Genomic DNA, 17,540 nt, shown 5'->3' on the forward strand with positions numbered 1-17,540 from the left:
GGCTTGCTCATGTCGGCCCCGTGGTAGCCGGCCTTCACGCCGAGCGCGGCAACCTCGGCACGCGCAGGCTCGTGGTCACCGAACCCGTTCAAGATGACATCAGCCCCCTGGCGGGCCAGGCACAGCGCCACACCCAGGCCGATGCCACTGGTGGAGCCGGTGACGAGAGCAGTTTTCCCTTTCAGCATGGTCGAACCTCCAGATTGATACAGTGCATTATCAAAGCGAAAGTTGCCGATGCACGAACCACGCCTGAACCATGTGCAATGCCTCGACGCGCAAGGCCTGCACCGCATGGCCTACTGGGAGTGGGGCGACCCGGCCAACCCGCGCGTGCTGGTGTGCGTGCACGGTTTGTCGCGCCAAGGGCGTGATTTCGATGCCCTGGCCCAGGCGATGCAAGGCGAGTACCGAGTGGTCTGCCCTGATGTGGTGGGCCGAGGCCAGTCTGACCGGCTGGCCGACCCCAACGGCTACCAGATCCCTTCTTACGCGGCCGACATGGTCACGCTGCTGGCGCGGCTCAATGCCAGCAGCTTGCACTGGGTCGGCACCTCGATGGGCGGCTTGATCGGCCTGGTGGCCGCGGCGCTCAAAGGCTCGCCGGTGCAGCGCCTGGTGCTCAACGACGTGGGCCCGGCGATCGAGCCTTCGGCGCTGGCGCGCATTGGGACGTATCTCGGCATGCCGGTGCGCTGGAGAACGCTCGACGAGGCGGCCGACGCGCTGTGGGCCATCTCGCAGGGCTTCGGCCCGCACACCCGCGACCAATGGCTGGCGCTGACGCGCCCGCAGCTCACGCCCGACGGTGATGGCTTCGTGCCGCACTACGACCCGCAGATCGCCGTGCCCTTTCGCGCGATCACACCCGAAGCCGCCAAGGCGGGCGAAGCCATGATGTGGGCCATGTACGACAGCCTGCGTTGCCCCACGCTGCTGCTGCGCGGCGCCGATTCCGACCTGCTCAAGCCCGAGACCGCCCAGGCCATGACCCAGCGCGGCCCGAAGGCCGAGCTGCAGCAGTTCACCGGCGTTGGCCACGCCCCCATGCTCACCTCCCCAGACCAGATCGCCGTGGTGCGGGAGTTCTTGCTGCGCGCATGAAAACCGGCCCGCTGGACAGCCGCACTGCGGCTGCCGCCATCGTTCAACTGGCCGACGTGGCGCCTGATGAGTCGCGCGAAGCCGAGGCTTCACAACTGGCGCGCGCACGGGCCTTCGCCGAGCCGCTGCTCACGGGCCAGGTGCTCGACACCGGTGAAGACGCTCTCTCGCACGCCGAGGGGGTGGCCAACATCCTGCTCGGCATTGGCGCTGCGCCATCAATGGGTGCGGCGGCATACCTGGTTTACGCCGGTGATTTCCTCAGCAAACCCGACGAGGTGGTGAGCAAGGCCTTCGGGCCCGCTTACGCCGGCCTGGTGATGCACACCCGCAAGCTGGTGCAGATCCAACGCGCCGCACGCGAAGCACAGGTGCAAGACGAAAAGCGCGCCGAACAGACAGAGCGTGTGCGCAAGATGCTGCTCGCCTTCTCGCGCGACCTGCGTGTGGTGCTGCTGCGCCTGGCCTCGCGGTTGCAGACGCTGCGCCACTTTGCATCGAGCAAACAGCCGTGCCCGCCGCTGCTGGCGCGCGAGTCGATGCAGGTGTTTGCGCCGCTGGCCAACCGCCTGGGCATCTGGCAGATAAAGTGGGAGATGGAAGACCTCGCATTCCGCTTTCTCGAACCCGAGCAATACAAGAACGTGGCGCACCTGCTCGACGAAAAGCGTGTCGGGCGAGAGCAGGGCGTCGAGGCGTTTCGGCAAGCGCTGAGCGACGACCTGGCGCGCAGCGGCCTGCGTGCCGAAGTGCAGGGTCGGCCCAAGCACCTCTACAGCATCTGGAAAAAGATGCGCGGCAAGGGCATCGACATCGCCCATGTGTTCGACGTGCGAGCAGTGCGCGTGATCGTCTCTGACGTGCCCGAGTGCTACGCCGTATTGAGCCGGGTGCACGAGCTGTGGCGTGCCGTGCCGGGCGAGTTTGACGACTACATCGCCAGGCCCAAGGGCAATGGCTACCAGTCGCTGCACACCGTGGTGCTCGACGCGCAGGAGCGCCCGGTCGAGGTGCAGATCCGCACCCGCGCCATGCACGAACACGCCGAGCACGGTGTGGCCGCGCACTGGGCCTACAAGGAAGCTGGCGTGAAGGGTTATGCCGGTGTCAGCGCGTCGGGTGACTTCGACGCGCAGGTGGCCGAGGCGCGCAAGGCGGTGTTGCGCCAGCTGCTGGCGTGGGAGCGTGATTTCGCCGAGTCCGAAGATGCAGCCTCCACCAACGATGCCGTGTTCGACGACCGCATCTACGTGTTCACACCCCGGGCCGCAGTGATCGAGCTACCGGCTGGTGCCACGCCGATCGACTTTGCCTACACGGTGCACACGACGCTCGGCCACCGCTGCCGCGGCGCCAAGGTCGACGGCGCGATGGTGCCGCTCAACACCCGGCTGCAAAGCGGGCAGACCGTGGAGGTGACCACCCTCAAGGAAGGGGGTCCTTCGCTCGATTGGCTCAACCCCGAGCTGGGTTATTTGCAAAGCGCTCGCTCCAAGGCCAAGGTGCGCGCCTGGTTCAACGCGTTGCAGCAGCAAGACACGATTGCGCGCGGCCGCGAAGCCGTCGAGAAACTCTTGCAGCGCGAAGGCAAGACGGCGACGAAGCTCGACGACCTGGCCGCGCGACTGGGTTTTCGCAGCGCGGATGCGTTGTTCGAAGTGGTCGGCAAGGACGAGTTTTCGCTGCGCAACATCGAGACGCTGCTGCGCCCGGCCGAGCCCGTGGTGCAGCCCGACGACACCATTGCCTTGCGCCGCCCGAGCTCGGCCGGCTCGCCCAAAGGCGGGGTGCTGGTGGTGGGTGTCGAGTCGCTGCTCACCAGCCTCTCGCGCTGCTGCCGGCCGGCGCCTCCCGACGTTATCGGCGGCTATGTGACGCGCGGCAAGGGCGTGGCCATCCACCGCGGTGATTGCAGCAACTTCCGCCAGATGGCGACACGCTCGCCCGAGCGCGTGATCGGCGTGGCCTGGGGTGCGCCGCGGGGTGACAAACCGGCGCTGTACCCGGTCGACGTGCTGGTCGAAGCCGCTGACCGCTCAGGTCTGCTGCGCGACATCTCGGAAGTGTTTGCCAAGGACAAGATGAACGTGACTGGCGTGCACACCCAGACCGTGAAAGATGCGCACGGCGGCACGGCATGGATGACGTTCACAGTGGAGGTGGCCGATTCTGCGAAGCTCAGCCAAGTCTTGAGCGCGGTTTCACGCATCGCCGGCATCCGCAGCGCAAGACGGAAATGATGCGAGCGCAGCGAAGCATCCCTCAAGCAACGCCCGCGGAACCGGCTCTGCCGGGCCGCCAGACGGGCCTTGCAGGCCGCGCTGGGCAAGGACGCCCAGCTCTTCGCCAGGCACATCTTGTCCACTGGACAAGATGTGTCCGGGCTCAGCCCCTCGGGGGCAGGAGCGAAGCGACTGGGGGAGCTGTGCTACAGTCGCGGGCTTCGGGCGGTTAGCTCAGTGGTAGAGCGCCTCTTTGACGTGGAGGATGTCGGGAGTTCGACCCTCTCACCGCCCACCAGTACACGTCAGCGAACAAGAGCCTGTCCCGCAAGGGGCAGGCTCTTTTTCATTGCCTCGCAATCATCGTGCAGGAGAGATTGGCCATGGAAATGACACCGCACCGCCAGGCCTTGATCGACGCCCACATCGCCGAGACGCACGCGCTGATGGCCGACTACGCCTTCGAGCTCAATGACCTCGTGCGTTTTGCGCTCTCCGCTGCCAAGGACAAGGGCCACAAGGTTTACTACCCGATGGATCCCGTCAACGAGTGCATCCGCAACTGGCAGGGCTTGAGCAAACGGGTCGCCAAGCTCGCGGCCGATCTGGAAAAAACCGCCGGCCGCCTGGGCGTGCAACCCTTCGACCCTGAGATGCCCGCGGCCGGCGACCCGACACCTCCCCACAACTGATCCTCGCCTCGGTCGCATGAATGAGGCGCAAAGCGCTCAAGCGTCGGCGCACACCCCGCGCCGAGCGACATCTCCACGCTGCTGTAAATCACGACGTTCGCATGTGTCCTGTCTGCGCTGGCTATGTGGCCCTGCTGTCACGGCCCGCGCGGGAAAACCCTCCGCAGCCTGAGGTGGCTGGCTTCTAGAATCTTTTTTCGCACACCTGAACACTTGGTTCCACAGGAGCTTTCTGAATGGCACAAACCCGCCGCGCTTCGACCTCCGACGACGGCAGCGCCGACAGCAGCAGCCTGCGGATACTGAAGAAGTACCCGAATCGCCGCCTCTACGATACGCAGACCAGCAGCTACATCACGCTGGCCGATGTGAAGAAGATGGTGCTTGAGGGGCAAGAGTTCGTGGTGCGTGACGCCAAGACCAGCGACGACCTCACCCGCAGCATCCTGCTGCAGATCATTCTGGAAGAAGAGTCTGGCGGCGTGCCCATGTTCTCGTCGCAGATGCTGGCGCAAATCATCCGCTTCTACGGCCACGCCATGCAGGGCATGATGGGCTCGTACCTCGAGAAGAATCTGCAGACCTTCACCGACATCCAGAAGCGGCTGACCGACCAGTCCAAGGGCTTGCTGGAGCCCAACGTGATGAGCCCCGAGGTGTGGACGCAGTTTCTCAACGGGCAAGCGCCCGGCGTACAAAACCTGATGGGCAACTACCTCGAACAATCGCGGGCCATGTTCACCCAGATGCAGGAGCAAATGGCCAAGCAGGCCGAAACCCTGTTCCCCGGCATGCCTGGGTTTACCCAACCAAAGCGCTAACCGCAAGGCCGTTTCCGGCGAAAATCGCCGGATGACTCAAGACACTCTGGCCCGCGCGGCGCCCAAGATCGGCTTTGTTTCCTTGGGTTGCCCCAAGGCGCTGACCGATTCCGAACTCATCCTCACGCAGCTGCGCGCTGAGGGCTACGACACCTCCAAGACCTTTGCTGGCGCTGACCTGGTCATCGTCAACACCTGCGGCTTCATCGACGACGCCGTCAAGGAGAGCCTGGACACCATCGGCGAGGCCTTGGCCGCAAACGGCAAGGTGATCGTCACCGGCTGTCTGGGCGCCAAGGAGGGCGAGGCCGGTGGCAACCTGGTGCGCCATATGCACCCGAGCGTGCTCGCAGTGACCGGCCCGCACGCCACCAACGAGGTGATGGACGCCGTGCACCTGCATGTGCCCAAGCCGCACGACCCGTTCGTCGACCTGGTTCCCGCGCATGGCGTCAAGCTCACGCCGCGCCACTACGCCTACCTCAAGATCAGCGAAGGCTGCAACCACCGCTGCAGCTTCTGCATCATCCCCAGCATGCGTGGCGACCTGGTGTCGCGCCCGATTGGCGATGTGCTGAGCGAAGCACAGCGCCTGTTCGAAGCCGGCGTGAAAGAGCTGCTGGTGATCAGCCAGGACACCAGTGCCTACGGTGTCGACGTGAAATACCGCACCGGCTTCTGGGACGGCAAACCCGTCAAGACCCGCATGCTCGACCTGTGCGAGAAGCTCGGAGAGCTCGCCGCGCAGCACGGCGCCTGGGTTCGCCTGCACTACGTCTACCCGTACCCGCACGTCGACGAGGTGTTGCCGCTGATGGCGCAGGGTTTGATCCTGCCGTACCTCGACGTGCCCTTCCAGCACTCGCACCCCGACGTGCTCAAGCGCATGAAGCGCCCGGCCAACGGCGAAAAGAACCTCGACCGCCTGCAACGCTGGCGCGAGATCTGCCCCGAGCTGGTGGTGCGCAGCACCTTCATCGCCGGTTTCCCCGGCGAGACCGAACAAGAGTTCGACCACCTGCTCGGCTTCATGCGCGAAGCGCAGATCGATCGCGCGGGTTGTTTTGCGTATTCGCCAGTCAAGGGCGCCACGGCCAACGAGTTGCCCGACGCGGTGCCGGCCGAGCTGCGAGAAGAGAGAAGGGCGCGTTTCATGGCGGTGGCCGAAGAGGTGTCGGCCGCCAAATTGCGCGGCCGCGTCGGCGCAACGATGCAGGTTCTGGTCGACTCCGCCCCGGCGCTCGGCCGCAAGGGGGGGCTGGGCCGCAGTTATGCCGATGCGCCTGAGATCGATGGCAGTGTGAAGCTCTTGCCGCCCGAGAAGGCGTCCAAGACGCTGAAGGTGGGTGAGTTCACCAGGGCGCGCATCGTCGGCACGCAAGGCCACGACCTCATCGCCCAGCCGATTTGACCCAAGGTATGACCCACGACAAGCGCACCGGCCTGATCCACCACCCCTACGTGCCGCCTGACGGCTTCGGGGCGGTGGCGCCCGGGGTGCACAAAGCGTCGACCGTCATCTTCCCCAACGTGGCGGCGCTGCAGGCGCGCAGCTGGCGCTCCAAAGCCGGCTACACCTACGGGCTCCACGGTACGCCGACCTCGTTCACGCTCGAAGAACGCATCGCCACCCTCGAAGGTGGCGTGCAGACTCTGCTGGTGCCCAGCGGCCTGGCCACGATCACGCTGGTCGACATGGCCTTGCTCAAGCAGGGCGACGAGGTGCTGATCCCGGAAAACGCCTACGGGCCCAACAAGGAACTCGCGCGCAACGAGCTGGCCGCCTGGGGCATCACCCATCGCTTCTACAACCCGATGGACGCGCTGGGCCTGGCCGCGCTGATCACACCGCAAACCAAGCTCGTGTGGCTGGAGGCGGCGGGCTCGGTGACGATGGAGTTCCCCAACCTGCCGGCGCTGGTGAAGGTGGCGCGCGAACGTGGCGTCACCACGGCGCTCGACAACACCTGGGGTGCCGGCCTTGCATTCAACCCCTTCGACCTGACGCCCGACGGCGAGCCGCTGGGGGTCGACATCTCGGTGCAGGCCCTGACCAAGTACGCATCGGGCGGCGGTGACGTGCTGATGGGTTCGGTGACCACCTGCGACGAAGCCTTGCACCTCAGGCTCAAGTTTTGCCACATGCGCATGGGCTGGGGTGTCGGGGCGAATGACATCGAACTCGTGTTGCGCTCCTTGCCCTCGTTGCCCCTGCGCTACGACGCCCACGACGCTGCGGCACGCTCGTTGGCGGCCTGGTGGTCACAGCGCCGCGAGGTGATACAGGTGCTACACCCGGCCATCCCCGGCGCGCCAGGGCACGAATGCTGGAAAAAGCTGTGCACCCGCGCCGCAGGCCTCTTCTCGGTGGTGTTCAACGAGCGGTATGCCACCGAGCAGGTGTACGCCTTCCTCGATGCGCTGCGCCTGTTCAAGCTGGGCTACTCATGGGCCGGGCCGGTGAGCCTGGCCGTGCCCTACAACCTCGCCGTGATGCGCGAGGAGCCGGCGTACCGCGGTGTGCTGGTCCGATTCTCGGTGGGGCTGGAAGCACCGGCGGATCTGATCGCCGACTGCCAGCAGGCGCTGCACGCACTCGGGCCGTGATCAGTCTTTGGATGAGACTTTGTGTCTCATCAGACGTCCCTTCTCACGGTTCCAATCACGTTCTTTTTCGGTGTTTCGCTTGTCGTGCTCGGCCTTGCCCTTGGCCAGCGCAATCTCGGCTTTGACTCGCCCGTCCTTGTAGTGCAAGTCGAGCGGCACCAAGGTGAAGCCTTTTTGCTCCACCTTGCCGATCAGTCGCTTGATCTCAGCCTTGTGCATCAAGAGCTTCTTGGTGCGGTCGGCCTCCGGGCTGATGTGGGTGGAGGCACTGCGCAGCGCGTTGATGCGGCAGCCAATGAGGTGGAGCTCGCCATTGCGAATGACCACGTAGCCGTCGGTCAGCTGCACCTGGCCGGCGCGGATGGCCTTGATCTCCCAGCCTTGCAGCACCATGCCGGCCTCGTACTTCTCTTCGAGGTGGTAGTCAAAACGGGCGCGGCGGTTTTCGGCAATCGACATGAAGGTGAGATGAGGCAAAAGGCCGTCAATACAATCGGCCCATTGTATGAAGCACATCAAGAAGTCAGTTCTTCTCTCGTATTCGGCCCCGGAGATGTACGCGCTGGTCACCGCGGTACCCGACTATCCGCGGTTCCTGCCCTGGTGCGAAAAGGCCGAGGTGCTGACTGTTGACGAGTCGGGCATGACCGCCCGTTTGCACCTGGCCTACGGTGGCCTGCGCCACACCTTCACCACCCGCAACACCCATGTGGCCGACAGCAGTGTGTTGGTGGCTCTGGTCGACGGGCCGTTCTCGGTGCTCGAAGGTGCTTGGCGCTTTGTGCCGCTGGCCCTGGGCGGCAGCGACGAGCCGGCCTGCAAGATCGAGTTCGACATGCGTTACGCCTTTGCCAACCGCCCGCTGGAGCTGGTGGTGAGCCCGGTGTTCGACCGGGTGGCCAACACCTTCGTCGATGCCTTCGTCAAACGTGCGGAGCAGGTGTATGGCGAACGCTGAAACCGTGACGGGTCTGCTGATCGAGGTGGCCTACAGCCCGGCTGCCGGCGTCGTGAATCGGGTGGCGCTGTGCCTGCCAGAGGGCAGCACCGTGGGTGATGCGGTGTCCGAAGCCTTCCCCGGGCTGGCCTTGGAGGGGCTGGTGCCCGGGGTGTGGGGTAAACAACGCGCTTTGAGCGACCCGCTGCGCGAACACGATCGCGTCGAGATTTACCGGCCGCTGCGTGTCGACCCGAAAGAGGCCCGGCGCCAGCGCTACCAGAGCCACCGCGCCAAGGCCAAGCCCTGACGCAGGAGTGTCACCCGGCTTACTTGCAGTCGGAGCTGACGATGTCGCGGGCGCGCTTGCTCTCTTCGGCACGGGCCTTGTCGTCAAGAATTTCCCGCTCTCCCTTGGCATTGACCCGTGCCATGCGCATGCCGTCGTCAAGCGCTCGCAACTGGGCCTTGGCTCGCATGCAGTTGTCGGCGCGGGCGGCGTTTTGCTTTTCTTCTTCGGCGCGGCGTTTGGCGGTTTCTTCTTCCGCAGCCTTGCGGCGCTTGGCTTCGAGTTCGGGTTCGACCGCCTTGGCCGGGCCGCTTGCCGCCGCCGAGGCCGCTGCTGACGCACCCAGCGCCGCTGCGGCAGCTTGTGCGCTACCCGGGGCGAAAGTCGGTGCGGCCTTGCGGGCGCTTCCGCTGGGTCGCTGAAGAATGTCGGCTTCCTTCACCGACTGCGGCGGAGGCAGGTCGCTGTACTGCACGCGACCGCTCTGGTCTTTCCATTTCCACTGAGCAAAAGCCGGCTGGCTCAAGCTGATTGTCACGAGTGCTCCGAGCGCCACAACGGCGAGTCGCACAGCAGAGAATTCGCGAGCAGATTTCATCCCGAAAGTGTAGTCGTGCGGATGGGGCAGGAGCGCATCGCCGAAGGGCCTTGTCTGGTTTTGCCAGCGCTTGTCGCCACGTGCTCGCGCATTTCGTGAACTATTGCCAGAGGTGTTACCAAGTGCGTGATTCGCAAGGCAACAGGTTGCGTTCAGGCCGAAGGTTTGGCGATCCGTATAATTCGCTTTTGCGTCAGGAGCTTCCTCATGCGCCTTCTAGGCAAAGCGCTCACCTTCGACGATGTGTTGTTGGTGCCGGCTTTCTCTCAGGTGTTGCCACGCGACACCACGCTTTCCACCCAGTTTTCCCGCAACATCCGCCTGAACCTGCCCTTGGTGTCTGCCGCCATGGACACGGTGACGGAAGCGCGCTTGGCCATCGCCATCGCGCAAGAGGGTGGCATCGGGATCGTCCATAAAAACCTCTCGCCCAAGCAGCAAGCTGCCGAGGTGGCGCGCGTGAAGCGCTACGAGTCGGGCGTGCTGCGCGACCCGATCACCATCTCGCCCGGCGTGCCGGTGCGTGACGTGATCAACCTCTCGCGCCAGCACGGCATCTCGGGTTTCCCGGTGCTGGAAGACGGCAAGGTGGTGGGCATCGTCACCGGCCGAGACCTGCGCTTCGAGACGCGCATGGACATCCCCGTGCGCGAGATCATGACGCCGCGCGAGCGGCTCATCACCGTGCGCGACGGCGCCACGCTGGCCGAGGCCAAGGCCTTGATGCACAAGCACAAGCTGGAGCGCGTGGTCGTCGTCAACGACGCCTTCGAGTTGCGCGGCCTGTTCACGGTGAAAGACATCACCAAGCAGACCAACTTCCCCAACGCCGCGCGTGATGCCCAGGGCAAGCTGCGCGTCGGTGCGGCGGTGGGCGTGGGTGAGGGCACCGAAGAGCGTGTCGAGTTGCTCGTCAAGGCCGGCGTCGACGTCCTCGTGGTCGACACCGCCCACGGCCACAGCGCCGGTGTGATCGAGCGTGTGCGCTGGGTCAAGCAAAACTTCCCGTAGGTCGACGTGATCGGCGGCAACATCGCCACCGGCGCCGCCGCGCTGGCGCTGGCCGATGTAGGCGCCGATGGGGTCAAGGTCGGCATCGGCCCCGGCTCCATCTGCACCACCCGCATCGTGGCGGGTGTGGGCGTGCCGCAGATCACGGCCATCGACAACGTCGCCAAGGCCCTTGCGGGCACCGGCGTGCCACTCATCGCCGACGGCGGCGTGCGCTACTCCGGGGACATCGCCAAGGCGATTGCCGCCGGTGCCAACACCGTGATGATGGGCGGCATGTTCGCCGGCACCGAAGAGGCGCCGGGCGAGATCGTGCTGTTCCAGGGGCGCAGCTACAAAAGCTACCGCGGCATGGGCTCCATCGGCGCCATGCAGCAGGGTTCGGCCGACCGCTACTTTCAAGACAACACCGGCGCCAACCCCAACGCCGACAAGCTGGTGCCCGAAGGCATCGAGGGCCGCGTGCCGTACAAGGGCTCGATGGTCAGCATCGTGTTCCAGATGGCCGGTGGCTTGCGTGCATCGATGGGCTATTGCGGCTGCGCCAGCATCGACGAGCTGCGCAGCAAGGCCGAGTTTGTCGAGATCACTTCGGCAGGCATCCGCGAGAGCCATGTGCACGACGTGCAGATCACCAAAGAAGCGCCCAACTACCGCATGGAGTGACGCGGGGCCAAGCCTGCGTCGATGAAGCCTTTGAGTTCAAGCACCGTTGACACCGCCGTGGGTCGCCCCGCGGCCATGCGCTTCATCTTGTTGACGGTGCTGATCGACATGGTGTCGATCGGGCTCATCATCCCGGTGCTGCCCGAGCTGGTCGGGCAGTTCACCACCGACCGCAGCGAGCAGGCGTTCTGGTACGGCGCCATCATGCTCGCCTTTGGGGTGGCGAACTTCTTCTTCGCGCCCATCCTGGGCGGGCTGTCCGATCAATTCGGCCGCCGGCCGGTGCTGCTGCTCGGGTTTTGCGGGTTTGCTTTCAGCTTCTTTGCGACGGCACTCGCCACGCAGATGTGGATGCTGATCGCCATCCGCTTGGTCAGCGGTGCGCTGCAGGCCAACGCCAGCGTGGCCAATGCCTACGTGGCCGACATCACGGCGCCCGAAGACCGGGCCAAGCGTTTTGGCCAGTTGGGTGCGATGTTCGGGCTGGGCTTCATCCTCGGCCCGGTGATGGGCGGCTTGCTGGGCGCCATCGACATTCGCCTGCCGTTCTTTGCGGCGGGCGCGCTCGCCTTGCTCAACCTGGCATACGGCTACTTCGTTTTGCCCGAATCCCTGCCGCCGTCGCAGCGCCGGCCAATGTCATGGCAATCGGCCAACCCGATCCGCTCGCTGAAGCAGCTCGCCCAACTCAAAGGTGTGGGCCCGCTGGTGCTGGTGATTGCGTTCGGGGCTTTGACCGACGCCGTGCTCCGCACCACCTGGGTTCTTTACACCGGCTTGCGCTATGGCTGGGGGCCGCTCGAAAACGGCTGGTCCTTGTTTGCCGTTGGGGCGGTTTCGGTGCTGGTGCAAGGTGTCTTGCTCAAGCGCCTGCTGGCGCGGTTTGGCGCCAAGCGGCTGGCCGTGTTCGGTTTGATCTCCAGCACCATGACCTTCACCCTGTGGGCGCTGGCCACGCAGGGCTGGATGATGTATGCCGTGATCGCCTTGAACATCTTCGGCTTCACCGTCACGGCGTCGGTTCAAAGCCTGGTTTCCAATGCGGCCGACGCCAAGAACCAGGGCCAGACCATGGGCTCGATGTCGTCGCTCAACAGCTTGATGGCGGTGCTGGCCCCGGTGATTGGCGCGCCGCTGCTGGGAGTGGTGTCTCACCTGCCGCGCGACGACTGGCGCATCGGTGCCCCGTTTTTCCTTTGCGCTTTGCTCATGGCCTGTTCCACCGCCGTCGCGCTGTGGCACTTCTCGCGGCGGCCCATTGAGCTCGCGCCCTTGCCCCACGCTTGAAACCTCACCATGCACGACAAGATCCTCATCCTCGATTTCGGTTCCCAGGTCACCCAGCTGATCGCGCGGCGCGTGCGCGAAGCCCACGTGTACTGCGAGATCCACCCCAACGACGTGAGCGACGCGTTCATCCGCGAGTTCAAGCCCAAGGGCATCATCTTGTCGGGCAGCCACGCCAGCACCTACGAAGAGCACGACCTGCGTGCCCCGCAAGCGGTGTGGGAATCGGGCGTGCCGGTGCTGGGCATCTGCTACGGCATGTTCACGATGGCGGTGCAACAAGGCGGCAAGGTCGAGGCCAGCACGCACCGCGAGTTTGGTTATGCCGAGGTGAGGGCGCATGGCCACACCCAGTTGCTGCAAGGCATTGAGGACTTCGCCACGCCTGAAGGCCACGGCATGCTCAAGGTCTGGATGAGCCACGGCGACAAGGTCACCGAGCTGCCACCCGGCTTCAAGCTGATGGCGTCGACGCCCAGCTGCCCGATCGCCGGCATGGCCGACGAATCGCGTGGCTACTACGCCGTGCAGTTCCACCCCGAAGTCACCCACACGGTGAAAGGCCGCGAGCTGCTCAACCGCTTTGTGCTCGACATCGCGGGCGCCAAACCCGATTGGGTGATGGGCAACTACGTCGACGAGGTGGTGGCGCGCATCCGCGAGCAGGTCGGCTCGGAAGAAGTGATCCTGGGCCTGAGCGGGGGCGTCGATTCGAGCGTGGCCGCTGCGCTGATCCACCGCGCCATCGGTGACCAGCTCACCTGCGTGTTTGTCGACCACGGCCTGTTGCGCCTGAACGAAGGCGACATGGTGATGGACATGTTTGCTGGCCAGTTGCACGCGAAAGTGATCCGCGTCGACGCCAGCGCCAAGTTCCTCGGCGACCTGGCCGGCGTGACCGACCCCGAGGCCAAGCGCAAGATCATCGGCCGCGAGTTTGTCGAAGTCTTCCAGGCCGAGGCCAAGAAGCTCCAATCTGCCAAGTGGCTGGCCCAGGGCACGATCTACCCCGATGTGGTCGAGAGCGGTGGCGCCAAGACCAAGAAGGCGACCTCGATCAAGAGTCACCACAACGTGGGTGGTTTGCCCGAGACCTTGGGTCTGAAGCTGCTGGAGCCCCTGCGCGAGCTGTTCAAGGACGAAGTGCGCGAGTTGGGCATTGCCCTCGGCCTGCCGCCCCACATGGTCTACCGCCACCCGTTCCCCGGCCCCGGCCTGGGCGTGCGCATTCTGGGCGAAGTGAAGCAGGAGTACGCCGACCTGCTGCGCCGCGCCGATGCGATCTTCATCGAAGAGCTGCGCAATGCCCGCGACGAAGCCAGCGGCAAGAGCTGGTACGACCTCACCAGCCAGGCGTTTGCGGTGTTCCTGCCCGTCAAGAGTGTGGGCGTGATGGGTGACGGTCGCACCTACGACTACGTGGTCGCCTTGCGTGCCGTGCAGACCAGCGACTTCATGACCGCCGACTGGGCCGAGCTGCCGTATTCGCTGCTGAAGAAGGTGTCGAGCCGCATCATCAACGAGGTGCGTGGCATCAACCGGGTCACCTACGACGTGTCAAGCAAACCTCCGGCCACGATCGAGTGGGAGTGAAGGTGACGGGCTCTGGCGCTCAGCCTTCCTTGTTTGGCATCGATTCGGCGCCTCAGCCGACGGATCGTCTGTTCTTCGCGGTGCTGCCTTCGGCCGACGCCGCGCAAAGGATTGCAGATCTGGCCAAGGGCTTGCAGACCGAACTCGGGCTCAAGGGCCGGCCGCTGCAGACCGACCGCTTTCACATCACCTTGCACCACCTGGGCGACTACGTCGGGCTGCGCCCGGACATCGTTGCTGCAGCGACGGAGGCCGCCTCCCGCGTGCAGATGGAATCGTTCGACGTCTGCTTTGAGTCAGCCGCGAGCTTCAAAGGCCGGCCCGACCGCAAGCCCTTCGTCCTGAGGGGTGGCGATGGCTTGAGAGACCTCACCGCCTTGCAGCAGTCGCTTGGGGCTGCGATGAAGAGGACGATTCTCGGAAGCTGGGTGCAACCCAAATTTGTCCCGCATGTCACCTTGCTGTACGACGATCAACTCGTCGAGGAGCGTGCGGTCGAGCCGGTGAGTTGGGAAGCAAACGAGTTCGTGCTCATCCACAGCCTGCTCGGGCAGACGCGGCACATCGTGTTGGGCCGATGGGCGCTCAACCCCCAGCGCACCAGCACCGTCACGAGCATCACGCCCGCGGATGAGCAGGCGATGCGCATTGCGCTCGACCAGGCGCAAAACGCGATGCTGGTCGGAGAAGTGCCGATCGGTGCGGTGGTCATGCGGGCCGGGCAGGTCATCGCCACGGGCTACAACCGACCGGTCACCGAGCACGACCCGACCGCCCACGCCGAGATCGTGGCGCTGCGGCACGCGGCCATCTTGCTCGGCAACTACCGGCTGCCGGAGTGCGAGATTTACGTCACGCTGGAACCATGCGCCATGTGTGCGATGGCGCTGATGCATGCCCGATTTAAACGCGTGGTGTTCGGTGCCGCAGACCCCAAAGGCGGCGCCGCCGGGTCGGTGGTTGATCTGTTTGGGCACACCCAGCTCAACCACCACACCAAGGTGTTGGGCGGCGTGCTGGGGCAGGAATGTGGAACCGTGCTCAGCGACTTCTTTGCCCAGCGCCGCGAGCTGTATCGCCAACGTCATGGTGGCCCCGCCACCGAATCGTCGGCCTTCGACGACACCCCCGCCATCCCGACCGGAGAGGTTCTGGAAATTGAGCCACCACCATCACCCTGACCACAGTGACGCGCCGTCGGCGAATACGCTGACCCTGTTCACGCCCGCTGGCGTGCTGGCCAAGGCCGCGCCGCTGCGGCTGGCGGCGAAGCGCCTGGGCAGCATGGGCTTTCACGTGCACATCGACGAAGCCGCGCTGGCGCGCCACCAGCGTTTTGGCGGCGACGACGAAACCCGTCTGGCCGCGTTGCACCGTGTGGCCGCTGAGGCGCCGGGCATCGCCCTGGCCACCCGCGGTGGCTATGGGTTGACCCGGCTGCTCGACCGCATCGACTGGAAGCTCATTGCCAAGAGCGTTGACCAAGGCACGCACTGGGTGGGCTACAGCGACATGACGGCCTTGCAACTGGGCCTGCTCGCCCACACCGGCCGGCGAAGCTGGGCCGGCCCGCTCGCCTGCGGTGACTTCGGCGACGACACGCTTGATGAGGTCACGTCCGACTGCTTTGCTGAGGCGATGAGTGGCGCGCTCGAAGCCGTGGGCTTTCGCACCGAGGCCGGCTTCGACGGGCTCGAAGTGAAGGGCACGCTGTGGGGCGGCAACCTGTGTGTGCTCAACAGCTTGCTCGGAACCAAGCACTGGCCCAAGGTCAAGGGCGGCATCCTGTTCCTGGAAGACGTCAACGAACACCCGTACCGCATCGAGCGCAACCTGCTGCAGCTGCATCAGGCGGGCGTACTCGAGGCGCAAAAGGCCATCGTGCTGGGCGCATTCACCGAGTTCAGGAAGTCGCCGCTCGACCGGGGCTACAGCCTCAAGGCAGCCATCGCCTACCTGCGCTCGGTCACCAAGACCCCGATCTTCACTGGCCTGCCTTTCGGCCACGTGCCGACCAAGGTCACCCTGCCGGTGGGCGCCAAGGTGACTTTGCTCGTGCAGGCACGGGATGTGCTCATAGGCTGGTAGTGCTCCCTGAAAAGACGCACGGATTACCCTGAGGCGCTTGCAGCGGGGCTGCACCTAGAATCCGCAGCTCGCCAACGTGCAGCAACGGGCAAAACCCGGTTGTTACCGCAGGCGCTTTTATTTGTTTGTCGTCGCACGGTCTATCCGCACGGTGCGAAGGCAGGAGCCGGAGAGATTTCATGGGCGCTTCATTGCGTCGACTGCATGCGTGGCTGTGGGCCGCGCCCTTGGTGGCATTTACCGCGGCCCTCGCAGGTTGCAACAACAGCCCATGGCCCGATGGCATGGCCGCCACCAACACCTCGACTTCGGCCGTCATCGAGAACTCGCCGCGTCACCTCGACCCGACCGCGTCGTACTGGTCGAACGACACGCCGTACACCTACCAGATCTACGAGCCGCTCTACGGGTACCACTACCTGAAGCGCCCCTTCGTTCTGGTGCCCAAGGCCGCGCAGGCCGTGGTGACGCCCCTCTACCTCGACAAGGCCGGCAAGCCATTGCCCGCCGACGCCCCCGGCGAGCTGGTAGCCGAAAGTGTCTACAACATCCCCATCAAGCCGGGGATCATGTACCAGCCGCACCCGGCGTTTGCGCGCGATGCGCAGGGCACTCATGCGTACCACGCCCTGAAACCGGGCGAGCTGGGCCAGCGCGTGTCTCCGCTGCAGTTCGAGCAGCAAGGCACCCGCGAACTGGTGGCCGAAGACTTCGTCTACGCGCTCAAGCGCCACGCCACCACCCGCATCACCACACCGATCGCCGGCATCTTCTCCGAGTACGTGGTGGGCCTGAAGGACTACATCTCCCTGGTCAAGGCCGAAGACGTCAAGCTGCGCCAGGGCCTCGACCCCTCCAGCCTCGACAAGCCGTTTCTCGACTTCCGCCGCTGGCCGCTGGCCGGTGCCACCGCGCCCGAGAAACATCTGCTGCGCATCCGCATCAACGGCAAGTATCCGCAGTGGAACTACTGGATGGCCATGACCTTCCTGGCGCCGGTGCCCTGGGAAGCCGATGCGTTCTACGCCCAGCCCGGAATGGCCGAGGTGGGGCTCACGCTCGACACCTGGCCGGTCGGCACAGGCGCATACATGATGACCGAGTTCGTCAAGGACAGGCGCCACGTGATGAAGCGCAACCCCAACTACCGTGGCGAGCCGTATCCCTGCGAAGGCATGCCCGGCGACAAGGAGGCGGGCCTGCTCGATGACTGCGGCAAACGCATGCCGTTCATCGACACCTTCGTCTCCACCATCGAGCGCGAGGCCGTGCCGCAGAAGGGCAAGTTCCGCCAAGGCTTCTATGACATCGAAGTCTTCGAGCGCACCGACACCGGCCTCGACTACCTCGTCGCGATGCAAGACTCCGAAGAGGTGCGCAAGGAGTACGAGAAGAAGGGCTTTCGCCTGCCCAAGTTTGCCGACGTGCAGAACTGGATCATCGGCTTCAACATGCTCGACCCGACCATCGGCAAGGGCGACACACCCGAGCAGCAGGCGCGCAACCGCAAGCTGCGCCAGGCCATCTCGATCGCGCTCGACTGGGAGGAATACTCAAAGGTCTTCCCGAAGAAAGCGGGCGAGACGGCGATGGGGCCTCTGCCTGATGGCATCTTCGGCTCACGG

Annotated in this window: 16 protein-coding genes, 1 tRNA gene and 1 pseudogene; 15 read left to right on the forward strand and 3 right to left on the reverse strand. The window is 65.0% G+C overall.

Features of this window, described 5'->3' with window-relative positions; translation table 11 throughout:
• Positions 1 to 188 (reverse strand): SDR family NAD(P)-dependent oxidoreductase (locus tag RMO40_RS14170; protein WP_309722407.1); only part of this gene is annotated, 188 nt, incomplete at its 3' end.
• A gap of 49 nt (positions 189 to 237) precedes the next feature.
• On the opposite strand from RMO40_RS14170, the gene RMO40_RS14175 reads away from it, so the two are divergent.
• The 7 genes from RMO40_RS14175 (at position 238) to RMO40_RS14205 (ending at position 7,446) form a co-directional block, all read left to right on the forward strand.
• Positions 238 to 1,104, forward strand: coding sequence for an alpha/beta fold hydrolase (locus RMO40_RS14175; RefSeq protein WP_309722410.1), 867 nt, complete (start codon positions 238 to 240; stop codon positions 1,102 to 1,104).
• Positions 1,101 to 3,344: a RelA/SpoT family protein gene (locus tag RMO40_RS14180; RefSeq protein ID WP_309722413.1), complete on the forward strand. Its 2,244-nt coding sequence runs from the start codon at positions 1,101 to 1,103 to the stop codon at positions 3,342 to 3,344. Before RMO40_RS14175 ends, RMO40_RS14180 begins: the two co-directional genes overlap by 4 nt.
• Positions 3,345 to 3,549: 205 nt before the next feature.
• A tRNA-Val gene (locus tag RMO40_RS14185) sits at positions 3,550 to 3,624 on the forward strand.
• Between the two features lie 85 nt (positions 3,625 to 3,709).
• Positions 3,710 to 4,018: a hypothetical protein gene (locus tag RMO40_RS14190; RefSeq protein ID WP_309722421.1), complete on the forward strand. Its 309-nt coding sequence runs from the start codon at positions 3,710 to 3,712 to the stop codon at positions 4,016 to 4,018.
• Between the two features lie 236 nt (positions 4,019 to 4,254).
• Positions 4,255 to 4,839, forward strand: a complete 585-nt coding sequence (gene phaR / locus RMO40_RS14195; RefSeq protein WP_309722424.1) for a polyhydroxyalkanoate synthesis repressor PhaR — start codon at positions 4,255 to 4,257, stop codon at positions 4,837 to 4,839.
• A gap of 31 nt (positions 4,840 to 4,870) precedes the next feature.
• Positions 4,871 to 6,250 carry a 30S ribosomal protein S12 methylthiotransferase RimO gene (gene rimO / locus RMO40_RS14200; protein WP_309722427.1) on the forward strand — a complete coding sequence of 460 codons (1,380 nt, stop codon included), beginning with the start codon at positions 4,871 to 4,873 and terminating at the stop codon, positions 6,248 to 6,250.
• Between the two features lie 8 nt (positions 6,251 to 6,258).
• Positions 6,259 to 7,446: a cystathionine beta-lyase gene (locus tag RMO40_RS14205; protein WP_309722431.1), complete on the forward strand. Its 1,188-nt coding sequence runs from the start codon at positions 6,259 to 6,261 to the stop codon at positions 7,444 to 7,446.
• Here RMO40_RS14205 and smpB read toward each other — a convergent pair whose 3' ends face one another.
• Entirely contained in the window at positions 7,447 to 7,905 is a 459-nt protein-coding gene (smpB, locus tag RMO40_RS14210; RefSeq protein ID WP_309722435.1) for an SsrA-binding protein SmpB, read from the reverse strand.
• A gap of 46 nt (positions 7,906 to 7,951) precedes the next feature.
• Between smpB and RMO40_RS14215 the strand changes: the two genes are divergently transcribed.
• Together RMO40_RS14215 and RMO40_RS14220 are read left to right on the forward strand one after the other, a co-directional pair.
• Positions 7,952 to 8,404: an SRPBCC family protein gene (locus RMO40_RS14215; protein WP_309722439.1), complete on the forward strand. Its 453-nt coding sequence runs from the start codon at positions 7,952 to 7,954 to the stop codon at positions 8,402 to 8,404.
• The gene (locus RMO40_RS14220; RefSeq protein ID WP_309722442.1) at positions 8,391 to 8,693 is read left to right on the forward strand and encodes an RnfH family protein; all 303 of its coding nucleotides are present in this window, start codon (positions 8,391 to 8,393) and stop codon (positions 8,691 to 8,693) included. The genes RMO40_RS14215 and RMO40_RS14220 overlap by 14 nt, the downstream gene beginning before the upstream one ends.
• Positions 8,694 to 8,712: 19 nt before the next feature.
• Here RMO40_RS14220 and RMO40_RS14225 read toward each other — a convergent pair whose 3' ends face one another.
• A complete protein-coding gene (locus RMO40_RS14225; protein WP_309722444.1) occupies positions 8,713 to 9,210 on the reverse strand; it encodes a DUF4124 domain-containing protein in 498 nt (165 codons plus the stop codon).
• 267 nt (positions 9,211 to 9,477) lie between these two features.
• On the opposite strand from RMO40_RS14225, the pseudogene guaB reads away from it, so the two are divergent.
• The 6 genes and pseudogenes from guaB to RMO40_RS14260 all read left to right on the forward strand — a co-directional run.
• A pseudogene (gene guaB / locus RMO40_RS14230) lies at positions 9,478 to 10,947 on the forward strand (IMP dehydrogenase).
• Between the two features lie 57 nt (positions 10,948 to 11,004).
• Positions 11,005 to 12,234 (forward strand): MFS transporter, encoded by a 1,230-nt coding sequence (locus tag RMO40_RS14235; protein WP_309722448.1) that lies wholly within the window; start codon positions 11,005 to 11,007, stop codon positions 12,232 to 12,234.
• 9 nt (positions 12,235 to 12,243) lie between these two features.
• On the forward strand, positions 12,244 to 13,827 hold the full coding sequence (gene guaA / locus RMO40_RS14240) for a glutamine-hydrolyzing GMP synthase (protein ID WP_309722451.1): 1,584 nt from the start codon (positions 12,244 to 12,246) through the stop codon (positions 13,825 to 13,827).
• Positions 13,828 to 13,829: 2 nt separating this feature from the next.
• Positions 13,830 to 15,008: a tRNA adenosine(34) deaminase TadA gene (gene tadA, locus RMO40_RS25520; protein ID WP_489660166.1), complete on the forward strand. Its 1,179-nt coding sequence runs from the start codon at positions 13,830 to 13,832 to the stop codon at positions 15,006 to 15,008.
• Positions 14,986 to 15,915 carry an LD-carboxypeptidase gene (locus tag RMO40_RS14255; protein WP_309722454.1) on the forward strand — a complete coding sequence of 310 codons (930 nt, stop codon included), beginning with the start codon at positions 14,986 to 14,988 and terminating at the stop codon, positions 15,913 to 15,915. Before tadA ends, RMO40_RS14255 begins: the two co-directional genes overlap by 23 nt.
• Before the next feature lie 179 nt (positions 15,916 to 16,094).
• On the forward strand, positions 16,095 to 17,540 hold a 1,446-nt coding region (locus RMO40_RS14260; RefSeq protein ID WP_309722457.1), incomplete at its 3' end, for an ABC transporter substrate-binding protein.

The organism is Rhizobacter sp. (assembly GCF_031412075.1).
In the GTDB taxonomy this organism is placed as follows: Bacteria; Pseudomonadota; Gammaproteobacteria; order Burkholderiales; family Burkholderiaceae_C; genus Rhizobacter.